Consider the following 19,446-nt stretch of genomic DNA (forward strand, 5'->3'; position numbering starts at 1 on the left):
CCATGATCGTGACCATGGCTGACAGCGTTCCCGGCCGGGAGGTTGCGGACGTCCTCGGGATCGTGCGCGGAAATGTCGTTCGCACGCGCTTTTTCGGTCGCGACATCATGGCCGGGCTGCGTAACCTGGTCGGCGGGGAAGTGCCCGAATACACCAAGCTGATGGCAGAAGCGCGCGAACAGGCCCTTGACCGGATGCGAGACGACGCCCAAAGGCTTGGGGCCGACGCCATCGTCACGATGCGCATAACGACATCAATGATCATGGGCGGTTCTGCCGAGCTGCTCGCCTATGGAACAGCCGTCAGACTCAAATGAGCACCTCCTCCCAGACCCCGGATGCGCCTGAACAGAAACGGTCGCTGAAAGACAAGCTGCTGCATGAAGCGCGCGAATGGGCCGTTACGCTCGCGATCTTCATCCCCGCCTTCTACATCTTTTCCTTCCTGATCTACGAGCAGCGGGTGATCCCGTCCGAGAGCATGGTGCCGAACCTGCAGGTCGGAGACCGGGTGGCGGTCAACAAGTTTGCTTATGGCTACAGCCGCTACAGCCTGCCCTGGGGTGCCTGGCGCCTGCTGCCCGAAGGCGATGGGCGCGTTTTCGGCGGCAAGCCAGAGCGCGGCGACGTCGCCGTGTTCATGCACCCGCATACCGACCGCGTGATGATCAAGCGCATCATTGGCCTGCCTGGCGACCAGGTGCAGATGATCGACGAACAACTCTATCTCAACGGCAAGCCGATCGAGCGCGACTTCGTGCGCCGCATCCGCTATGTCCCGCACACGCAGAGCTATGCCGAGACGGCGCGGGAATACCGCGAGACCATCAATGGCCAGTCCTGGCTGACGCATCAGTGGCAGCAGGGCGACAACCAGATGCGCTCGCTCGACACGACACCGGTCTTCGAAGTGCCCGAGGGGCACTACCTCTTCATCGGTGACAATCGCGACAATTCCGAGGATGGCCGCTCGACGACCGGTCACTGCCCGCCGAATGAACAGGGCGTGATTGACCGGGCCGGCTGCGAACCGCCCCGCGGCATCTCGCCGGAGGAGGCGTCTGTCGGATTTGTCCCGGCTGAAAACCTGATCGGGCGCGCCGACACGGTGCTCTTCTCGACCTATTCATGTGCAAAGGCACAAGCCGAGCCGTGCATGAAAAAGCGTCTCTGGCGCGGCCTATAGTTAAGTTTCTCCTAACAGGCGAATCTGGCGTGGCGCTTGCAGATCTGCGCCCTGAACACGATGGGGTGATCAGGGATGGGACAGATGAAGTTCAGGCTGCTTCGACCAGCGCAGGTAAGTGAAGACCTCTGGGTCTCGTTTGCCGAACTCCGCAATGCGCGCGCAATCTATGACGACCCCTTCTTCGATCCCATTTATGCGCGGCTTGTCGGCGGCCTGCGCGACGACACGCGGATCGCTGTGGCTGAAGAGGGCGGCGAGCCGGTCGGCTTCTGGGCGTTGCATCGCCGGCCGGGTGCCTGGGCCCGTCCTATCGGTGGCCCATTCTCGGACTGGCACGGCCCGGTCCTGTCTGCCTCGACGGACCTGACGCCCGCGGCCTTCCTGCGCGGGGTTGGCCTGCTTGGCATGTCGGCATTCGGATGGATGCCGCAGGATGCTGAAAGTGAGACGCATCTTGCGATCTCGGGCGCCAACATCACCCATGTCGGGGACGACTGGGACGCCTATCTCGAAGAACAGGCGCGACGCTGGCCGAAACATTTCAAGAAGATGCGGCGTCTCGAGCGCAATATCGAGCGGGATTTCTCCACTATGGAATTCCGGTTCGACGACACGAGCGATGAGACCTTTGAGCGCCTCATCCTGCTGAAGCAGGAGCAGTTCCGGCGCACCGGCCGCCATGATGTGCTGTCGCCTGACTGGGTGCGCGTCCTTCTGGAACAGCTGCGGGTCACGCAGGGCCCGCGTTTCCGAATGCGCCTTGTCAGCCTCCACTTCGATGGACAGCATGCCGCCAGCGAGCTGGTCCTGCAGTCCGACAAGGTTGTCCACGGCTGGATTACAGGGTTTGAGCCGGAATTCAGCCGGTATTCGCCAGGCAACGTGCTGGTGCAAAACATGCTGGAGAGGATGAGCAAGGACGGTCCGGCCATCTATGACGCCGGTCCCGGCATGGATCATTACAAGCGCCATTATGCGAACTACCAGCTGCCCATCGGATCGGGTGTGATCCGTGCACGGGAGCTGGCGATCCGGCCCGACCGGCTGCTCGGCCAGGCCTGGCGCAGTGGCGAAACCTACATTCCCGGCGGTGTGGCCAGGGTCATGACCCAGGCGCGCCGCCGGCTCGACCAGATATGTCTGGCGGAAACGGACACGATGGGGCGTATCCTCGGGCTTCGCGACGCCTTCTCCCGCACAAGAGCAGCCACGGAGCTTGCCGACTCCTACCAAGCCGACTAATCGCTGAACCTGTTGATGGTTCGCGTCCGGACAGGCATGGTCGGCTCGTCGGACGGGGTATGAGGCTTGATCAGGAATGGCTGCCAGCAAGACTGACAGACAGAAAAGTTCCCGCGGGCCGATTATCGTGTCCCGTCACGGACGCCCGGCGCTGGACCGCGCAGCCGGGCCGCGCCTGGACTGGCGGGAGTATCGCGACTGGTGGGATCAGTATGAGGCCGGCAGCCTGGCTCCGGGCCAGCTTGTGCCCGACAATCTGCGAGAGGCGGTGGCCGATGCTGACATCATCCTCAGCTCGACAGCGCCGCGTGCCATAGAGACGGCGCGCATGGCCAGCGACCGGGAGCCTGAAACCGATGAGGTTTTCTGCGAGGCGCCGCTACCGCCGCCCCGCTTCAAGAATCGCAAATACCTGCCGAAAACCTGGAATGTGATCGCCCGGACGGCCTGGCTTTACGGGCATAGCCTTGATGGGGAAAGCAACCGGCAGGCGCGCGAGCGGGCCAGGGAAGCGGCCAGCCGCCTGCATGAGGCGGCCGCTAACGGCAAGGTCTACCTGGCCGCGCATGGCTGGTTCAACCGGATGTTGCGTCCGGCCATGGCCCGGCTTGGCTGGGTTTGTGTGCGCGACGGCGGTGACAAGTACTGGAGTTACCGGATTTACGAATATCGCGGCAAATCTTGAATAGCCGCCATTGTGCAGCGCCCAACACCTGCTTAGGGTGCGCGCATTCTCTTAGTCCCGGGGAGCGAACGAATGGCCGAAAAGCCAGCACAGGCAATCGAGAAAATGAGTTTCGAAGAAGCCCTCAAGGAACTTGAGGAAATCGTCCGAAAACTCGAATCCGGGAATGTCGAACTCGAGAAATCCATCGAGATCTATGAGCGGGGCGCCAAGCTGAAGGCGCACTGTGAGTCGCGTTTGAAATCAGCCGAACTGAAGATTGAGCAGATCGTGCAGGGCAGCGATGGCAAGCCCGGCACCGAGCCCGCCAGTTTCGACTGAGGATGCCCGCATGGAATTCGAACAGCGCCTGACCGAAATCGCCGACAAGGTCACCGTGGCGCTCGATCAGCTCATTCCGCCCGCCCAGGGGCCGGAAGCGAACCTGATGAGAGCCATGCGGCATGCAGCGCTCGCCAATGGCAAGCGGATGCGGCCTTTCTACGTCATCGAGACCGGTGCGCTATTCGATGCCGATGAGACCGCGCTCCTGCGCGCAGCGGCGGCTCTGGAATGCGTGCACACCTATTCCCTCGTTCATGACGACCTGCCGTGCATGGACGACGACGATCTGCGGCGCGGCCAGCCAACCGTCCACAAGGCTTTCGACGAGGCGACAGCCGTGCTGGCGGGGGACGCGTTGCTGACGCTGGCCTTCAAGATCCTGTCGGGCGAGGACACGCACGGCGATCCCATGGTCCGTCTGCGGCTGATCGAGCGGCTCGCAGATGCGGCTGGCGCAAAGGGCATGGTCGGCGGCCAGATGATCGACATGCTTGAAGAGGAAAGCCCGCGCGATCTCAACACGATTACACGGATGCAGCGCCTGAAGACGGGTGCGCTTATCTCCTATTCGGTCGAGGCTGCCGCAATTATCGGCGGAGCGAGCGAAAATTCCCGCCACGCGCTCGCCGGATTTGCCCAGGACCTCGGACTGGCCTACCAGATTGCCGATGACCTGCTCGATGCTGAAGGTGATCAGGACGTTGTCGGAAAGACGCTGCGCCGGGATGAAAGCGCCGGGAAGGCCAATTTTGTTACAGTACTGGGCATTGAAGGCGCGCGCGAACGCGTGCGTCTCCTTGCCGCGCAAGCCAAGCAGCACCTCGCAATTTTTCGCGATAAGGCCAATATCCTGCTGCAATCAGTTGATTATGTTCTCGACAGGACGCGATAGACTCCGAATTTAATGAAAAGAGCCCGTCTCGAAGGACGAATACATGACGCTCCCCTCAAAGACCCGTCTTCTGGATACCGTATCCTTGCCCGCCGATCTGAAAGGCCGCTCCCGTGAGGAGCTGAAACAGATCGCTGACGAGCTGCGCGCGGAGGTGATCGATGCGGTCTCTGTCACGGGCGGCCACTTGGGTGCCGGGCTGGGCGTCGTCGAGCTGACGCTGGCGATCCATACCGTCTTTGATACGCCCGATGACAAGCTGATCTTTGATGTCGGCCACCAGTGCTACCCGCACAAGATCCTGACCGGCCGCAAGGACCAGATCCGCACGCTGCGCCAGGGCGGGGGCCTGTCGGGCTTTACCAAGCGGGCCGAGAGCGAGTTTGACCCGTTTGGTGCCGCGCACGCCTCGACCTCGATTTCCGCCGGTCTCGGCTTTGCCAAGGCGCGCGACCTGACGGGCAAGGACAACAAGGTGGTCTGCGTGATCGGCGACGGCGCCATGTCGGCCGGCATGGCCTATGAGGCGATGAACAATGCCGGCTCCGACATGAGCCGCATGCTGGTCATCCTGAATGACAATGACATGTCCATCGCTCCGCCCGTCGGCGCGATGAGCCACTATCTTTCCAAGCTCGTATCCTCGCGTTCCTATCGCGGGCTCCGCAAGTTCGCCAAGAGCGTCGTCAAGCCGATCGGCCTCGCCAATCCGGCGCGCAAGGCCGAGGAATACCTGCGCGGCTTCGCCATGGGCGGCACGATGTTCGAGGAGCTGGGCTTCTACTATGTCGGCCCGATTGACGGGCATGACCTGGATGTCCTTCTGCCGGTGCTGGAAAACTGCAAGGCGATGGAATCCGGCCCGGTCCTGCTGCATGTCGTGACGCAGAAGGGCAAGGGCTACGCGCCGGCCGAGAATTCCGCCGACAAGTATCACGGCGTTGCCAAGTTCAACGTTGTCACCGGCGAGCAGCAGAAATCGAAGTCCGGCCCGCCAAGCTACACCAAGGTGTTCGCGCAGAGCCTCGTTGCGGAAGCGCGCAAGGATGACCGTATCGTCGGCATTACGGCGGCCATGCCGGGCGGAACGGGCATGGACCTGTTCGAGAAGGAATTCCCCGACCGCATGTTCGATGTCGGCATCGCCGAGCAGCATGCCGTGACCTTCGCCGCCGGTCTTGCCGCAGACGGCATGAAGCCCTTCGCGGCGATCTATTCGACCTTCCTGCAGCGTGGCTATGACCAGGTTGTCCATGACGTTGCCATCCAGAAACTGCCAGTCCGCTTCGCGATTGACCGCGCCGGGCTGGTCGGCGCTGACGGCCCGACCCATGCCGGCAGCTTTGACATCGGTTATCTCGGCGCGTTGCCGGACATGGTCTGCATGGCGGCTGCGGATGAGGCTGAGCTGGTTCACATGGTCCGCACGGCTGTCGAGATCGATGACCGGCCGAGCGCGTTCCGCTATCCGCGCGGCAATGGCACCGGGATTGACCTGCCGGAGGTCGGCCAGGCGCTCGAGATCGGCAAGGGCCGTATCCTGCGCGAAGGCACCAGCATTGCCATCCTGTCCTATGGTACGCGTCTCGCCGAGGCGATGAAGGCAGCCGACATGCTGGCTGCACAGGGCCTGTCCTGCACGGTCGCCGATGCGCGCTTTGCCAAGCCGCTGGACGAGGACCTGGTCAACCGTCTGGCCAAGGAACACGAAGTCCTGATCACCATCGAAGAGGGCGCCCGTGGCGGCTTTGGCGCGTTCGTGCTGCAGCACCTTTCCGATGTCGGTGCCTTCGACACAGGCCTCAAGATCCGGACTATGTGCCTGCCCGACATCTTCCAGGACCAGGACAAGCCGGAGCTCATGTATGAGCAGGCCGGTCTCGACGCCCGCAGCATTGCCGCGCGCGCAATCGAGGCGCTCGGTCGCGGCAACATGCAGGCGATCGACCAGCTCGCCCGCGCCTGACGCCAGCACCTGCGGGCGATGGTCTGCCCGCCGGATCGGCAAAATTTGTCATAAAAGCTTTTCGCCTCTGAGGTGAATTCGTCAGGATTTTGTGGTGACCTCGCCGGGAGCGGGTGTTAACACCTGAGTGATCTGGCGTTCATGGGGTGGGCGATGAAGACGTATTTGCTGGCGGCAGCCTGCGCTGTCATTCTTGGAACTGGCATGGCCGGTCCGGGGCCGTTTGCGGCAGTTGCCCAGTCGCCACAGACGCTGTCGGAAGCGGCCTATGAGGCGCTGCTCGCCGAGGCCAAGGCCCACGAGAACCCAGTTGATTATGATGCGGCCCTCACATCTATCCTGAACCGTAGTGACCTCAGCGACTACCAGCGCGGCAAGACGCTGTTCGAGCGGGCGACGCGGCGCTGGAAGGACGGCATGGACAAGCTCGGCGCCCTGGACGATTTCGAAGCCATCCTCGCCATCGATGCCAACCATCCTTTTGCCAACAATGCGAAGATCGAGAAGGGTTGGGCGGAAGACGAGATCATCTGGATCGAGCAGCAGCATGAGGACCTGCAGACCATCGCAGAATGGTTTGACGGCGTCTTTTCCCTGGGCCGCCATGACGAGGCGGTCGCCCGTTACCGAAAGTCCGGGATCAGTCCGACGCCGGTACAGGTTCAGACCATGATGGCCTTCGGCTATATCTGCGAGGACCGCCCCGATGCGCCGAAGCTGCATCAGTTCGGGCCCGAGCGGCCCGATCTCGCCAATCTGCACTGGTGCGGGCCGGCAGCCGCTATGCCCGGGCCGGACAAGGCCCCGCGCCTGCTGACCGCTTCAGCGCCGGCCACCGGGTCACCCGCGCCGGGCGACGGCAAGAATGCCGCCGCGCGCAAGGATGAGGCCCAACCCGCAATTGCCGTTGCAGGGCCATAATGTTGCCTTGCCCCGCCGGTTAGAACCATGGCTCCAACGAGTTTTATCGGGATCGAACTGGAGCACATCATGAAACGCCTGAGCGCGCTATTTTGCGGGGTCGCCATCGCGGCCTGTACCACCGCCCCTGACACCGAGCCGGTAACCGTCAGCGAACCGCCAGCCGAAACGTCGATTGAGCAGACCAAGTACAGCCTCGCCATCGGCACGGTGAACTCGCTCGTCGAGGCGGGCAATGAGCAGATCGCCATCGACCGCCTGACCCAGCTCCTGGGCGATCCGGGCCTCAGCGAAGAGCAGTTTGCCAAAGTCCTCTTCAAGCGGGCAGAGCTGCGCTATGGTGGCGGCAGCGACCTGGAAGGCGCCATCGCTGACCTCAAGGAAATCAAGATCGGTCACGCCAACAGTGCGGTCGCCGCCGACGCAGCATCGCTGCTCGAGACGGCCGAGGCCGAATATTCGACGCTGACCGACATGCTCGCCTCCGGCGAAGTTTCGCCGATGGAGCGTTTCGAGATCCTGTTCCGTCTTGGCGGCCACCAGGAAGCAGCAGACCTGATGCTGGCCGGCGCCCTGGAGCCGGAGAATGAATATCTCGTCGACATGTACCAGATCGGCTATCTCTGCGACGGTGACGAACTCGCAGGGCCGGTCTTCAGCATGACAGAACCGGACGGCACGGCGCGTAACGTCCAGTTCTGCGAGCTTGGAAAATAGAAAGCCTGCTATCGCGGTGCGATGGCATGCCGATTGCTGCCCCTCCTGGATCTTTGTCCAGGAGGGGCATTTCATGAAGGACGTCCTCACAATCTTTTTCGCAGCGCTGGCCTGCCTCGGTGTCCTGCTGCTCTGGCCGCCAGCGGGTGATACCGTTGCGGGCGAAACCATCGCAGCACCCGCGAAGACCCTGTCGGCGCGCTAGGGCGTCCGGCACGAACTGTTTATGTTGCGGGGCTTTGCGCGCGGCCGTGCCACACTTCCCTTCGCCTGTTTCTCGTGATTGATTGCAGAATAAACGATCAATCTGGAGGAAGACAGAATGGCAGCGGATTCAGGATCGGCCTGGCCGGCACTTTCGATTGAGGATGCCAACCGGAAGCTCGCCGAACCGGGCACGCCGCTCGCGGTCAGCGAAGGGGTCATCGACGGCATATCGATGAAGTATTATCCCGAGGCGCCGCCGACCATCCGTTTCCTGGCCGAGGCGTCGGCCCTGCATGGTGACCGCGATTTCCTCGTCTACGAGCATGAGCGCGCATCCTTCCTGGCCCACCTGAAGGCCGTGTCGCATCTTGCGCATGCCCTCAAGGACCAGTTCGGGATCGCCAAGGGTGATCGCGTCGCGATCATCATGCGCAACTATCCGCAATGGTCGGTCGCCTTTTTTGCGGCCCTCTCCGTCGGCGCCATCGCCACGCCAATGAATTCCTGGTGGACCGGGGAAGAGCTGGAATACGGCCTGCAGAATTCCGGCGCCAAGCTCGCCATCGTCGACCCGCAGATCTATGAGCGCATTCGCGAGCATGTCGACCAGCTGCCGGAGCTGGACTCCATCATCATCGCCCGCGAAACCGAAGAAGAGCGCAATCATCCCGGCGTCTACAATCTCGAGGACATCATCGGCGAGACGAATGATTGGGCGGGGCTTGAGCCGCGCAGCCTGCCGGATGTCGAGATCGCGCCGGACGACGACGCCACGCTGATGTACACTTCCGGGACGACCGGCAAGCCGAAAGGCGCGCTGGCGACGCATCGCGCGGTGATCTCGAACTTCCTGAACTCGATGACCTGCCAGGCGCGGATGTATCTGCGCCGCGGCGAGGCGCTGCCCGAACCGGACCCGGATGTGCAGCGCGCGACACTGCTGTCGATCCCGTTCTTTCATGCGACCGGGGCGTTCGCCATCCTGATCCCGACCCTGCTTCGCGGTGACAAGATCATCTGCATGTACAAGTGGGACGCGGACAAGGCGCTGCCGATCATCGAAAAGGAAAAGGTCACCACGATTGGCGGCGTGCCGGCGATCGCCTGGCAGGTGCTCGAACACCCTGACCGGGACAAGTACGACCTCTCCTCGATCGAGGTCGTTTCCTATGGCGGGGCCCCGTCGGCGCCTGAGCTCGTCTCGACCATCAAGAAGCGCTTTCCTGAAGCGGCACCCGGCAATGGCTGGGGCATGACGGAAACCTGCGCGACGGTCACCCTCAACATCGGTGAGGACTATGTCCACCGGCCGGACAGCGCCGGGGCGCCGCCTCTTGCCGTTGACCTCAAGATTGTCGGCCCGGATGGCAAGACGCTGCCGCCCGGCGAAGTCGGTGAACTGTGGTGCAAGAGCCCGTCAAACTGCAAGTCCTACTGGAACCGGCCCGATGCCACCGCCGAGACCTTTCGTGACGGCTGGGTCGTGACCGGGGACCTTGCGCGTCTGGATGACGAGGGTTTCCTCTACCTGGTGGACCGGGCCAAGGACATGCTGATCCGCGGCGGCGAGAACATCTACTCCATTGAGGTGGAAAGCGCGCTCTACGACCATCCTGCCGTCATGGATGCGGCGGTGGTCGGCATTCCGCACAAGGTACTGGGCGAGGAAGTCGGCGCGATCGTGCAGCTGAAGCCCGGCAAGACGGTGAGCGAGGACGAGCTGCGCGCGCATGTCGCCAGCCAGCTCGCGGCCTTCAAGGTGCCGGTGGAGATCAAGTTCCAGAGCGAGCCGCTGCCGCGCAACGCCAATGGCAAGATCCTGAAGCCCGAGCTGCGAAACCGGTTCAAGCCGCGCAACTGACGGGAGCTCAAATGAGCAAGGACCGCGATGATATCGGCAGCGCCGGCAAGTCGGTGGCGCTGGAACAGCGTGACACCGGCGAGGACGGGCGGCGCTATTCGCCTTCGGTCGCGCGAAACCGCGAGCCGATTGCAGACGTTTTCGAGCGTGTTATGCCGCTGGATGGCAGGGTGCTGGAAATCGCGTCCGGCACGGGTGAGCATGGTGCCTGGATGACGGAACGGTTCGACGCGCTGCGCTGGATCTATTCCGATCTTGATGAGATGAGCGCCGACAGCCAGCGCGCCTGGGTGCAGCTGGCACCGTCCGGCGAGCGTCTGACCGGGCCGTATACGATTGATGCGTCTGCAGACGATTGGGGAGAGGCTGAGGCGCTCGCGCCGCTCGATGGAATGTTCTGCGCGAACATGATCCATATCGCGCCCTTTGAGGCGGCAGAAGGTCTTTTGCGCGGGGCCGGCCGGCTGCTTCGGCCCGGCGGAAAACTGTTCCTCTACGGACCGTTTGCTCGCAATGGCGCGATTGCCGAGTCAAATGCCCGCTTCAGCGAAGACCTGAAGTGCCGGGATCCGGCCTGGGGCGTTCGTGATCTCGACATCGACTTGATGCCACTGGCAAATGCGGCCGGGCTCGCGCTGGAGGCTGTCATCGACATGCCGGCCAATAATTCCAGCGTGATCTTCCGCCGCGCCTGACGGCTACAGCCAGCGCATCTTTCGGAAGAGGAAGATGAGGCCGGTCGACAGGGTCAGCATGCCGATGCAGAGCAGGGTGAAGGCCAGCGGGCTGTTGACGCCCGGCATGCCGCCGACATTCACGCCGAACAGGCCGGTGACGAAGCCAAGCGGCAGGAAGACGGCCGATATGATCGACAGCACGAATAGGCGCTGGTTCATCCGTTCGGCGCGCTGTTCGATGATCTGTTCCTGCAGCACCGTGGAGCGGTCGCGGATCGTGTCGAGTTCCTCTCCGATCCGGGTGACCCGGTCTGCAACCTCGCGAAGCTGCATGATCTGGGCGCGCGTAAACAGGCCTTCGCCCTCGCGGATCATCTGTGCCAGCGCGTCACGCTGCGGGATGATGTAGCGGCGAAGCGTCAGGACCTTTCGCCGGAAACTCGATAGCGCGCTCCGCGGCAGCTTGTCATCCGACGTCAGGAGCGTTTCCTCGAAATCGTCGGCCTTTTCGTCGAGTTCCGAGATGACCGGTTCGATCCGCTCGGTCAGGCCATTGGCGAGAAACGTGATGATGGCACCCGTATTCTCCGTGACACTGCCTGCCATGATCCGTTCGCTGAGGTCCTGCGCCGCCTTTATGTGAAACGCGCGCAACGATACAACGACGTCGGACGTCATCCAGATGCGGATGGCGATCATGTCTTCCGGGTCGGAGCCCTCATTGAGGTTTACGCCGCGCAAATTGATCAGCAGACCGCCCTCATGGGCAAGGCAGCGTGGCCGTGTATCCTCCTGCAGCAGTGCCTGATCGATGACCTGGTCGATGCCGCTATCTCGCGTCAGCCAGGTCTGCACCGCTGGCGATAGCCGGTTGAGATGCAGCCACCGGCGAACACCCGGCCGCGCGGCCGGGCCGCTGGCGACGTCTTCCCAGGAAAGGCGGCGCGCATGGCCGGATTCGTCGAATTCATAGCCGAAGATAAGCGTGCTTTCGCTGCTGGTATTCATGAGGTTTGTTGCATTTCGAGGAACACACCGAAGGCCTCGATCCAGTCGATCACGTCTTCGCCAACGCCTTCCCGGCGCAGGAAGCCTGTGAAGGCGGGCACGAATTCCTGCGGACGCCCGCATTGCGCGATGGCATCATTCAGTTCCGGCATCACGATCTCGTTGAAGTCGCGCACCAGGTCCTTGGAGTCGGCAGCAAGGCTGGCGATCCGGATGGCCGTGAGAACGGACGGATTCTCGATCCTGCCCGACACCTCGCGCAGATCGCGAACCGTGCCGCGATGCGCGTCGGCAAACCGGTCGAGGACCCGGTCGGTCTTCCACTCGACCCATTCAGGCGTGCACGGCTCCGGTTGGGTGACGCATGCTGCCGCCATCGAACACAAGGCAAGCACAAGGGCAATCGGTCGCATCGCAGGCGCGCGCATATGGAATCCTTCCGGTTTCGCGGCCAGCTTAACCGGGCAGGCGGGTCAGGCGAAGCGGAAAGTGTTGACCTCGTCTGCGGTCTCTGCCGTGACAGCAGCGCCGACAGGCGAGCTGTCCTCGCGCAACCGCTCCAGGGCGTCCGGCGTGGCCTTCGCGATAAAACGCTTGCCGTCCCCCGTGCGCGCGAAGATGACGCCATGCTCGGCGCCTTTGCGGCCGTGAACCACGGTGAATGTCTCGATCGTGCCCGTGGTTGGCGCGCTTTCAAGCTCCACCTTTTCTGTCGCCTTCACGGATGCGGCGGTCGGCTTGTACGCATCAGGCCGGGCCGTCGACCAGACGCCGGCGGCCTCCTTGGTCATCCAGCCGCCATTGGCAAGGACAAGGCCGAAGCTGCCGGGGTCGGCACGCAGCGCGTCCGCCATGCTGGCGAGGCCGTGCATGGAGTAATTGTTGCCCGGGCCGCCGAAGAAGGGGAGGCCACCCGTCAGCGTCAGCGGACGTTTATCGGTAAACGGATTGATATCGAGGACTTGTGTCGATGAAAAGACCGCACAAGGAAAGCAGGAGTACAGATCAAAGTACTTCATGGTGCTGGAGTCCTTGCCGGCCTGGTCCAGCGCCTTGCCGATGGCCTGTTCCATGGCCCAGGACCCGTCGAGCATGGGGCGCTCGGAAATGAAGCTGTCGCTCGCCTCGCCGCCGCCATGCAGGTGAACGCGCTTCTCCTGCGGCACGCCGAGGGCATCGGCCTTGTCTTCCGACATGATCAGGATGGCGGCACCCTGGTTCACGGCATCCTGTGCGATATGCCATTTGAGATAAGGGTCGGCGAATTCGTAATTCTCCGGCGACGGCGTCTTCAGGAAGTCGACGCTGCGCTCGACGGGGAATTGGGAGTAGGGGTTCTGCGCCGCCCGGGCCGTGAAAGGCTGGAACAGTTTCGCCATGGCTTCGCGCTGGCCTGACCGCGAGCGGCCCTCCCGGGCGGCGATGGCGTTCTCGAACATGGCGTAGAAGAAGGCCGGTGCGATGAGGCCGTGCTTGATTTCCGGCCGGCTCAGCATCTGGCCGCCAAGGCCGCGATCCTCATAGGCCAGGTCACTATCATCGGCCCAGTCAATCTCGACGCCGTTCTTGCGTGCGCCCTTCGAGGCGCGATTGGCTTCGGAGCCAGCAACGAGGGCGACGTCGAACTCCCCGGCATGGATGCGGTTTGCCATCTCATTGGCAAGCGCCTGGGGGCTCTGCCCGCCGACATCGGAATAGATCAGCTTGGATGGCGAAGCGCCGAGGTCGCGGGCCAGCGTGCCGGGCAGGTTGGTGTTGTGGCCATGCGGGTGCGGGGCGCTGGGCACCGAATCCTCGAAGATCCGGACAAAGGTCAGTGCGTCGATTTCTCCGGCGTCGACGCCAGCATCCTTCAGGGCCGCCTTCGAGGCATCGCAAGCGAGGCTGAGCGGGGAAGGGGCGCCGTCCGCGCCGGACTTGCCGTCCCACTGGCTCATCGATTGTCCCACGCCCACCAGGACGGGCATCGCGCCTTTGGCCATATCGTCTTACTCCCTGTCTGTTGTCAGGGTCCGTGATAGGGGCGGCAGGGCAGTGTTCAATCCATGACGCTGCGGGAATGGCTGCGAAGGCAGATGCCAATCAGGCCTTCTTCACGAACTCGGTCTTCAGGCCCATCTGCCCGATGCCGTCAATCTTGCAGTCGATGTCGTGGTCGCCCTCGACAAGGCGGATGTTCTTGACGCGCGTGCCGACCTTCACGACCGATGAGGAGCCCTTGATCTTGAGGTCCTTGATCACGGTGACCGTGTCGCCATCCTGCAGCGTGTTGCCATTGGCATCTCGCCAGACTTTTGCGGACTCGGCATCGGCGGCGGGCGACCATTCATGGGCGCATTCCGGGCAGATGAGCAGCGCGCCGTCTTCATAGACGAAGGCGGACGCGCATTTCGGACAGGGTGGAAGCGTGCTCAATTGACGATCTTCGCGGCGGTCTTCTCGTAGATCTCGTCACGGGTGACGCCAGGCGCGATTTCCTTGATCTCGAGGCCGCCTTCGACGACGTCGAAGACGCCGAGGTCTGTGATGATCCGGTTGACGACGCCCTTGCCGGTCAGCGGCAGGGTGCATTCCTTGATCAGCTTCGGCTCGCCCGATTTCGACGTGTGGTCGGTGATCACCACGATGCGTTTGACGCCGGCGACGAGGTCCATCGCCCCGCCCATACCCTTGACCAGCTTGCCGGGGATCATCCAGTTGGCGAGATCGCCATTTTCCGCCACTTCCATCGCGCCGAGGATCGCCATGTTGATCTTGCCGCCGCGGATCATCGCGAAGCTCATCGAGCTGTCGAAGAAGGCCGTGTGCGGAAGTTCCGTGATCGTCTGCTTGCCGGCATTGATGAGGTCGGCGTCTTCCTCGCCTTCATAGGGAAAGGGCCCCATGCCCAGCATGCCGTTTTCCGACTGCAGCGTCACCGAGACGCCATCCGGGATGTAGTTCGCCACCAGCGTCGGAATGCCGATGCCGAGATTGACATACATCCCGTCTTCCAGCTCCTGCGCGGCGCGCTTGGCCATGTCGTCACGTGTCCAGGGCATTATTCGTCTCCTGTGGAATTGTTCGTCCGAGCTGGTTTGGCAGCGTCGCGGGTGGGGATAGAGCGGTGCAAGGCGGCGCGATTGCGCTCCTGCTCGAGTTTCAGTGCCAGTGCCCGTCCGACCGATTCATCCGGGACGCGGTAAATATCCTGAACGACACAAAGCTCACCGCGAACCCGCAACCAGTCGCGGCGGCAAATGTCCTCAATGTGCGGTGTCACGCCTCTTTGCGCTTTTCGACAGGTGTCGGAAAACTCGACGAGGTAGCCATTGTCGCGCCCGGTCCGCTTTGCGTAGATGTAGCGACCGTCGAAAACGTCTTCGACAAGCGCGGTGGTAAAGGTCGTCTTTGGCGTCTGCAACATGCAGGAACGTTCAAGCCTCATCGCGGCTGGGTCCGCAAGAGCCATCGCTGCCGCGTAAGCTTCAGCGTCATGATCCGAGGCTGTTCCGGTCGAGTTCTGGCACGCACAAACCAGGAGTGCCGAAAGCCCGGAGAGCAGATGCTTAATCATGTATATCCAAACCTCTGATTTCAGACCGGTAGGCTGGTTGGGACGGCGTCAGCCCTCTTCGCGCTTCCGGGTCGTGCGCTGCTCGATGCGCTTCTCGAACTCGCCCTGCACCAGCCGGTGCACAAAGACACCCGGCAGGTGGATATGGTTCGGGTCCAGTTCGCCCGGCTCGACGATCTCTTCGACTTCCATGACGCAGACCTTGCCGCACATGGCGGCGGGCTCATTGAAGTTGCGCGCCGTCTTGCGAAAGATGGCATTGCCTGTCGTGTCCGCCTTCCAGGCCTTCACGATGGCGAGGTCGGCGAAGATGCCCTCTTCGAGGATGTAATGCTCGCCGTTGAAGACCTTCACTTCCTTGCCTTCGCCGATCTGCGTGCCATAGCCGGTCTTGGTGTAGAAGCCGGCAATGCCGGCCCCGCCGGCGCGCATCCTTTCGGCCAGCGTGCCCTGCGGATTGAATTCCAGCTCCAGTTCCCCGCCGAGATACTGGCGCATGAACTCCTTGTTCTCGCCGACATAGGACGAGCCCATCTTCTTCACCTGCTTGCTTTCCAGCAGCACGCCAAGGCCGAAGCCGTCGACGCCGGCATTGTTGGAGTAGATGGTCAGATCCTTCGTGCCAGCCGCGCGGATAGCAGCGATGGAAAGCTCGGGGATGCCGCAGAGACCAAAGCCTCCGGCGGCGATTGTCATGCCGTCGAAGAGCACGCCATCGAGCGCGTCTGCGGCTGTCTTGTAGATCTTGCTCATGGCCGCGATCCTTACGCATGGTCAGTTGCGGATGCAACCCTCAACGCTTGTTGAAATTCGAGAACCCTATTCCCGCATGAACTCGACTTCGATGATCAGCTCGACCTCATCAGACACGGGCCCGACAAACTTGCTGATGCCGAAGTCCGAGCGGTTGATCGTGGCGGTCGCGGAAAAGCCGGTGACATAGGCGCCGCGCAGCGTGTCATTCGCTCCGCCGTTAAAGGTCACTTCCAGCGAGACCGGATGGGTCTGCCCATGCAGGGTTAGATCGCCGGTCACCCGGCCGGTCGCCTCGCCCGTCACCTCGATGCCGGTCGAGCGAAAGATGGCTTGCGGGTAGGCCTCGGCGTCAAACCAGCCGGGCCCCATCAAGGTTGCGGCGAAATCCTTGTCCGGCAGGTTGAGGCTGGTCATGTCGACAATGGCTTCCAGGCGCGCGCTCTCTGGATTTTCAGCGTCGAAGTCGAGGCTGGCATCGAAGTCATCGAAACGGCCGATAAAGTCGGAAAAGCCCATATGGCCGATCTTGAAGACCAGCGCAGCATGCGCGGTGTCGAGTTCATAGGCGCCCGGGCGCAGGGCCTCTGGCGTCGCCTCGACATCAGGCGTGAGCAGCGCGGCGCAGCCGGCCAGGCTGAGCGCCAGGGCGGCGAAGGCTGATTTCATCAGGTGGCTGGGCATGGCGGGCTCCCTTGCTGACAGGTCCAATCTAGCCCGGCCGGCCCCGATTTCACGCATGAAAAAAAAGGGCGGCGCCGAAGCACCGCCCTTGATTGGGTCTGGATGTTGGCCTTGGCAGCGCGCTTGGGGGCCGCCGCCGTCGCCGTCCAGGGAGGCCGGACCTAGAAGCCCATGCCGCCCATGCCACCCATGCCGCCCATGTCGGGCATGCCACCGGCGCCTTCGCCTTCCTTCTTCGGAGCTTCGGCAACGCCAGCTTCGGTGGTGATCAGCAGGCCGGCAACAGAGGCTGCGTTCTGCAGGGCAGAGCGGACAACCTTGGCCGGGTCGATGATGCCCATCTTGTACATGTCGCCATATTCCTCGGTCTGGGCGTTGAAGCCGTAACCGCGGTCTTTCTGGGCGAGGATGTTGGCCACAACGACCGAGCCTTCGAGGCCAGCGTTCTGGACGATCTGGCGGACCGGGGCTTCGAGGGCCTTGCGGACGATGTCGATGCCAGCTTGTTCGTCAGCGTTCTCGCCCTTCACGTCGATGTTCTGGGCAGCCCGGAGCAGGGCAACGCCGCCACCCGGAATGACGCCTTCTTCGACGGCAGCGCGGGTTGCGTTGAGCGCGTCGTCGACGCGGTCCTTGCGTTCCTTCACTTCGACCTCGGTGGCACCGCCGACCTTGATCACGGCAACACCGCCGGCGAGTTTGGCAAGGCGCTCCTGGAGCTTCTCCTTGTCATAGTCGGACGAGGTGTCTTCGATCTGCTTCTTGATCTGGCCAACGCGCGCTTCGATGTCGGCTTTCTCGCCAGCACCGTCGACGATGGTCGTGTTGTCCTTGTCGATCTCGACCTTCTTGGCCGTGCCCAGCATGTCGATGGAGATGTTCTCCAGCTTGATGCCGAGGTCTTCGGAGATGACCTGGCCGCCGGTCAGGACTGCGATGTCCTGCAGCATGGCCTTGCGGCGGTCGCCGAAGCCAGGGGCCTTCACGGCTGCAACCTTGAGGCCGCCGCGCAGCTTGTTGACGACCAGCGTTGCGAGCGCTTCGCCATCGACATCTTCAGCGATGATCAGCAGCGGACGCTGGCTCTGGACGACCTGCTCGAGGATCGGCAGCATCGGCTGGAGCGAGGAGAGCTTCTTCTCGTGCAGCAGGATGAACGGGTCTTCGAGTTCGACGCTCATCTTGTCCGGATTGGTCACGAAGTACGGGCTGAGGTAGCCGCGGTCGAACTGCATGCCTTCGACGACATCGAGTTCGGTTTCGAGGGACTTGGCTTCCTCGACCGTGATCACGCCTTCATTGCCGACCTTTTCCATGGCCTTGGCGATCATGTCGCCGATTTCGCGGTCGCCGTTTGCGGAGATCGAACCAACTTGGGAAATCTCGCTGTTCTCTTTCACCTTGCGGGAATGATGGGCGAGGTCGGAAACGACTTCGGCAGACGCCTTGTCGATACCGCGCTTCAGGTCCATCGGGTTCATGCCGGCAGCGACGCGCTTCATGCCTTCGCGGACGATGGACTGGGCGAGCACCGTGGCGGTCGTGGTGCCGTCACCGGCAACATCATTCGCCTTGGAAGCGACTTCGCGCAGCATCTGTGCGCCCATATTCTCGAACTTGTCTTCGAGTTCGATTTCCTTTGCGACGGTGACACCGTCCTTCGTGGTGCGCGGGGCGCCGAAGGACTTCTCGATGACAACGTTACGGCCTTTCGGGCCGAGGGTGACTTTCACCGCGTTTGCAAGGGTGTCGACACCTTTCAGCATGCGCTCGCGCGCATCGGTGCCGAATTTGACGTGTTTTGCAGCCATATTCGTATTCCTTTTTCAGATTACGTCTTGGTCTCGGGATTGTTGGGGAAGGGGGTGCGTTACTCGACGATGCCGAGGATGTCGCTTTCCTTCATGATCAGGAGGTCCTGACCGTCGACTTTCACTTCCGTGCCGGACCATTTGCCGAACAGGATGCGGTCGCCAGCTTTGACTTCCAGTGGGATGACTTCATTGTCGTCACCGATGGCGCCTTTGCCGACGGCGATGACTTCGCCTTCCTGCGGCTTTTCCTTGGCGGTATCGGGGATGATGATGCCGCCAGCGGTCTTTGCTTCTTCCTCGACGCGTTTGACGAGAACGCGGTCATGCAATGGACGGAACTTCATGTGCTTTCCTACCTTTGACTGTTACCCTGACTGGGCAATGAAAACAGGATTAGCACTCACCTGGGGTGACTGCTAACGGCGTTGAATTAGGAAGCGCGCGCGCTGGCGTCAACGGGGGAAAAGCTGAAATTTTTGCGATATTCGGGAAGGCTGTCCGAACCTGCCGGCCGGGCGTGCTGGCAGCCACGTTTAACGGCTGCTAACATATTGAAATATATGTATTTCTTGACAGGCGCCGCGTCTCTGGCGCACTTCTGTATGCGGATCAACCGCATGACAGAAGGAATCACTGAATGCAGCACGACGATTTCAGAAAACAGCTTTCCGGGGGCGGGCTTCTGACAGCTGAAATCATTTATTACAGGCCAGACTTTCCAAAACTCCTTCAGAGCTTCGTCTGGCAGACCGTGGACATGGCGCCGAAATTCCCGCGCCTCGCACAGTTTCTCGACCACTGGCGCCGCGAGATCGAGGCGGTTATCCACTCCATCAACATCGCGCATAACGACATGCTCCGTCCGGCGCAGGTGCGCTGGGTGGATGAGGAACTGAAGATCCAGTGACCGCCAGTTATCAAAGGTTGATCCGCTTCTAAAGGGGGTTGTG

At 62.2% G+C, this 19,446-nt stretch carries 23 protein-coding genes; 13 read left to right on the top strand and 10 right to left on the bottom strand.

The window, feature by feature from the left end:
* Positions 1-2: 2 nt before the first annotated feature.
* The 12 genes from D1227_RS15895 to D1227_RS15945 all read left to right on the top strand — a co-directional run bounded on the left by D1227_RS15895 (position 3) and on the right by D1227_RS15945 (position 10,699).
* Complete coding sequence (locus D1227_RS15895; RefSeq protein ID WP_119376892.1) at positions 3-317, top strand: YbjQ family protein; 315 nt, start codon at positions 3-5, stop codon at positions 315-317.
* Positions 314-1,186, top strand: coding sequence for a signal peptidase I (gene lepB, locus D1227_RS15900; protein WP_119376891.1), 873 nt, complete (start codon positions 314-316; stop codon positions 1,184-1,186). Before D1227_RS15895 ends, lepB begins: the two co-directional genes overlap by 4 nt.
* Positions 1,187-1,270: 84 nt before the next feature.
* A complete protein-coding gene (locus tag D1227_RS15905) occupies positions 1,271-2,431 on the top strand; it encodes a GNAT family N-acetyltransferase (protein WP_158586679.1) in 1,161 nt (386 codons plus the stop codon).
* 76 nt (positions 2,432-2,507) lie between these two features.
* Positions 2,508-3,116 carry a histidine phosphatase family protein gene (locus tag D1227_RS15910; protein WP_119405345.1) on the top strand — a complete coding sequence of 203 codons (609 nt, stop codon included), beginning with the start codon at positions 2,508-2,510 and terminating at the stop codon, positions 3,114-3,116.
* A gap of 72 nt (positions 3,117-3,188) precedes the next feature.
* Positions 3,189-3,437, top strand: coding sequence for an exodeoxyribonuclease VII small subunit (locus D1227_RS15915; protein ID WP_119376888.1), 249 nt, complete (start codon positions 3,189-3,191; stop codon positions 3,435-3,437).
* A 10-nt stretch (positions 3,438-3,447) separates the two neighbouring features.
* On the top strand, positions 3,448-4,332 hold the full coding sequence (locus tag D1227_RS15920) for a polyprenyl synthetase family protein (RefSeq protein ID WP_119376887.1): 885 nt from the start codon (positions 3,448-3,450) through the stop codon (positions 4,330-4,332).
* Between the two features lie 43 nt (positions 4,333-4,375).
* A complete protein-coding gene (gene dxs, locus D1227_RS15925) occupies positions 4,376-6,298 on the top strand; it encodes a 1-deoxy-D-xylulose-5-phosphate synthase (protein ID WP_119376886.1) in 1,923 nt (640 codons plus the stop codon).
* 153 nt (positions 6,299-6,451) lie between these two features.
* A complete protein-coding gene (locus D1227_RS15930) occupies positions 6,452-7,219 on the top strand; it encodes a hypothetical protein (RefSeq protein ID WP_147373338.1) in 768 nt (255 codons plus the stop codon).
* 69 nt (positions 7,220-7,288) lie between these two features.
* The gene (locus D1227_RS15935) at positions 7,289-7,936 is read left to right on the top strand and encodes a hypothetical protein (RefSeq protein WP_147373339.1); all 648 of its coding nucleotides are present in this window, start codon (positions 7,289-7,291) and stop codon (positions 7,934-7,936) included.
* Positions 7,937-8,009: 73 nt separating this feature from the next.
* Positions 8,010-8,141 carry a hypothetical protein gene (locus D1227_RS20370; protein WP_267896863.1) on the top strand — a complete coding sequence of 44 codons (132 nt, stop codon included), beginning with the start codon at positions 8,010-8,012 and terminating at the stop codon, positions 8,139-8,141.
* A 117-nt stretch (positions 8,142-8,258) separates the two neighbouring features.
* Positions 8,259-10,004, top strand: coding sequence for a class I adenylate-forming enzyme family protein (locus D1227_RS15940; RefSeq protein ID WP_119405348.1), 1,746 nt, complete (start codon positions 8,259-8,261; stop codon positions 10,002-10,004).
* 11 nt (positions 10,005-10,015) lie between these two features.
* Positions 10,016-10,699, top strand: a complete 684-nt coding sequence (locus D1227_RS15945; RefSeq protein ID WP_119405349.1) for a DUF938 domain-containing protein — start codon at positions 10,016-10,018, stop codon at positions 10,697-10,699.
* A 3-nt stretch (positions 10,700-10,702) separates the two neighbouring features.
* Here D1227_RS15945 and D1227_RS15950 read toward each other — a convergent pair whose 3' ends face one another.
* The 10 genes from D1227_RS15950 to groES form a co-directional block, all read right to left on the bottom strand.
* Positions 10,703-11,689 carry a zinc transporter ZntB gene (locus D1227_RS15950; protein ID WP_158586680.1) on the bottom strand — a complete coding sequence of 329 codons (987 nt, stop codon included), beginning with the start codon at positions 11,687-11,689 and terminating at the stop codon, positions 10,703-10,705.
* The gene (locus D1227_RS19980; RefSeq protein WP_158586681.1) at positions 11,686-12,117 is read right to left on the bottom strand and encodes a hypothetical protein; all 432 of its coding nucleotides are present in this window, start codon (positions 12,115-12,117) and stop codon (positions 11,686-11,688) included. The genes D1227_RS15950 and D1227_RS19980 overlap by 4 nt, the downstream gene beginning before the upstream one ends.
* Before the next feature lie 45 nt (positions 12,118-12,162).
* Entirely contained in the window at positions 12,163-13,671 is a 1,509-nt protein-coding gene (locus D1227_RS15955; protein WP_233350122.1) for an acetyl-CoA acetyltransferase, read from the bottom strand.
* 100 nt (positions 13,672-13,771) lie between these two features.
* Positions 13,772-14,104 carry a zinc ribbon domain-containing protein YjdM gene (locus D1227_RS15960; protein WP_119376880.1) on the bottom strand — a complete coding sequence of 111 codons (333 nt, stop codon included), beginning with the start codon at positions 14,102-14,104 and terminating at the stop codon, positions 13,772-13,774.
* Entirely contained in the window at positions 14,101-14,730 is a 630-nt protein-coding gene (locus D1227_RS15965; RefSeq protein ID WP_119376879.1) for a CoA transferase subunit B, read from the bottom strand. Before D1227_RS15965 ends, D1227_RS15960 begins: the two co-directional genes overlap by 4 nt.
* Positions 14,730-15,095, bottom strand: a complete 366-nt coding sequence (locus D1227_RS15970; protein ID WP_147373340.1) for a hypothetical protein — start codon at positions 15,093-15,095, stop codon at positions 14,730-14,732. Before D1227_RS15970 ends, D1227_RS15965 begins: the two co-directional genes overlap by 1 nt.
* A gap of 198 nt (positions 15,096-15,293) precedes the next feature.
* Positions 15,294-15,998, bottom strand: a complete 705-nt coding sequence (locus D1227_RS15975) for a CoA transferase subunit A (RefSeq protein ID WP_119376877.1) — start codon at positions 15,996-15,998, stop codon at positions 15,294-15,296.
* Between the two features lie 66 nt (positions 15,999-16,064).
* On the bottom strand, positions 16,065-16,682 hold the full coding sequence (locus D1227_RS15980; RefSeq protein WP_158586682.1) for a YceI family protein: 618 nt from the start codon (positions 16,680-16,682) through the stop codon (positions 16,065-16,067).
* 161 nt (positions 16,683-16,843) lie between these two features.
* A complete protein-coding gene (groL, locus tag D1227_RS15985; RefSeq protein WP_119376875.1) occupies positions 16,844-18,493 on the bottom strand; it encodes a chaperonin GroEL in 1,650 nt (549 codons plus the stop codon).
* A gap of 59 nt (positions 18,494-18,552) precedes the next feature.
* Complete coding sequence (gene groES / locus D1227_RS15990) at positions 18,553-18,840, bottom strand: co-chaperone GroES (protein WP_119405353.1); 288 nt, start codon at positions 18,838-18,840, stop codon at positions 18,553-18,555.
* Positions 18,841-19,133: 293 nt separating this feature from the next.
* Here groES and D1227_RS15995 point away from each other — a divergent pair, with 293 nt between their 5' ends.
* Positions 19,134-19,403, top strand: a complete 270-nt coding sequence (locus D1227_RS15995) for a hypothetical protein (RefSeq protein ID WP_119405354.1) — start codon at positions 19,134-19,136, stop codon at positions 19,401-19,403.
* Positions 19,404-19,446: the final 43 nt, after the last annotated feature.

The sequence above is a fragment of the Henriciella mobilis genome (assembly GCF_003576315.1).
Taxonomy (GTDB): Bacteria; Pseudomonadota; Alphaproteobacteria; order Caulobacterales; family Hyphomonadaceae; genus Henriciella; species Henriciella mobilis.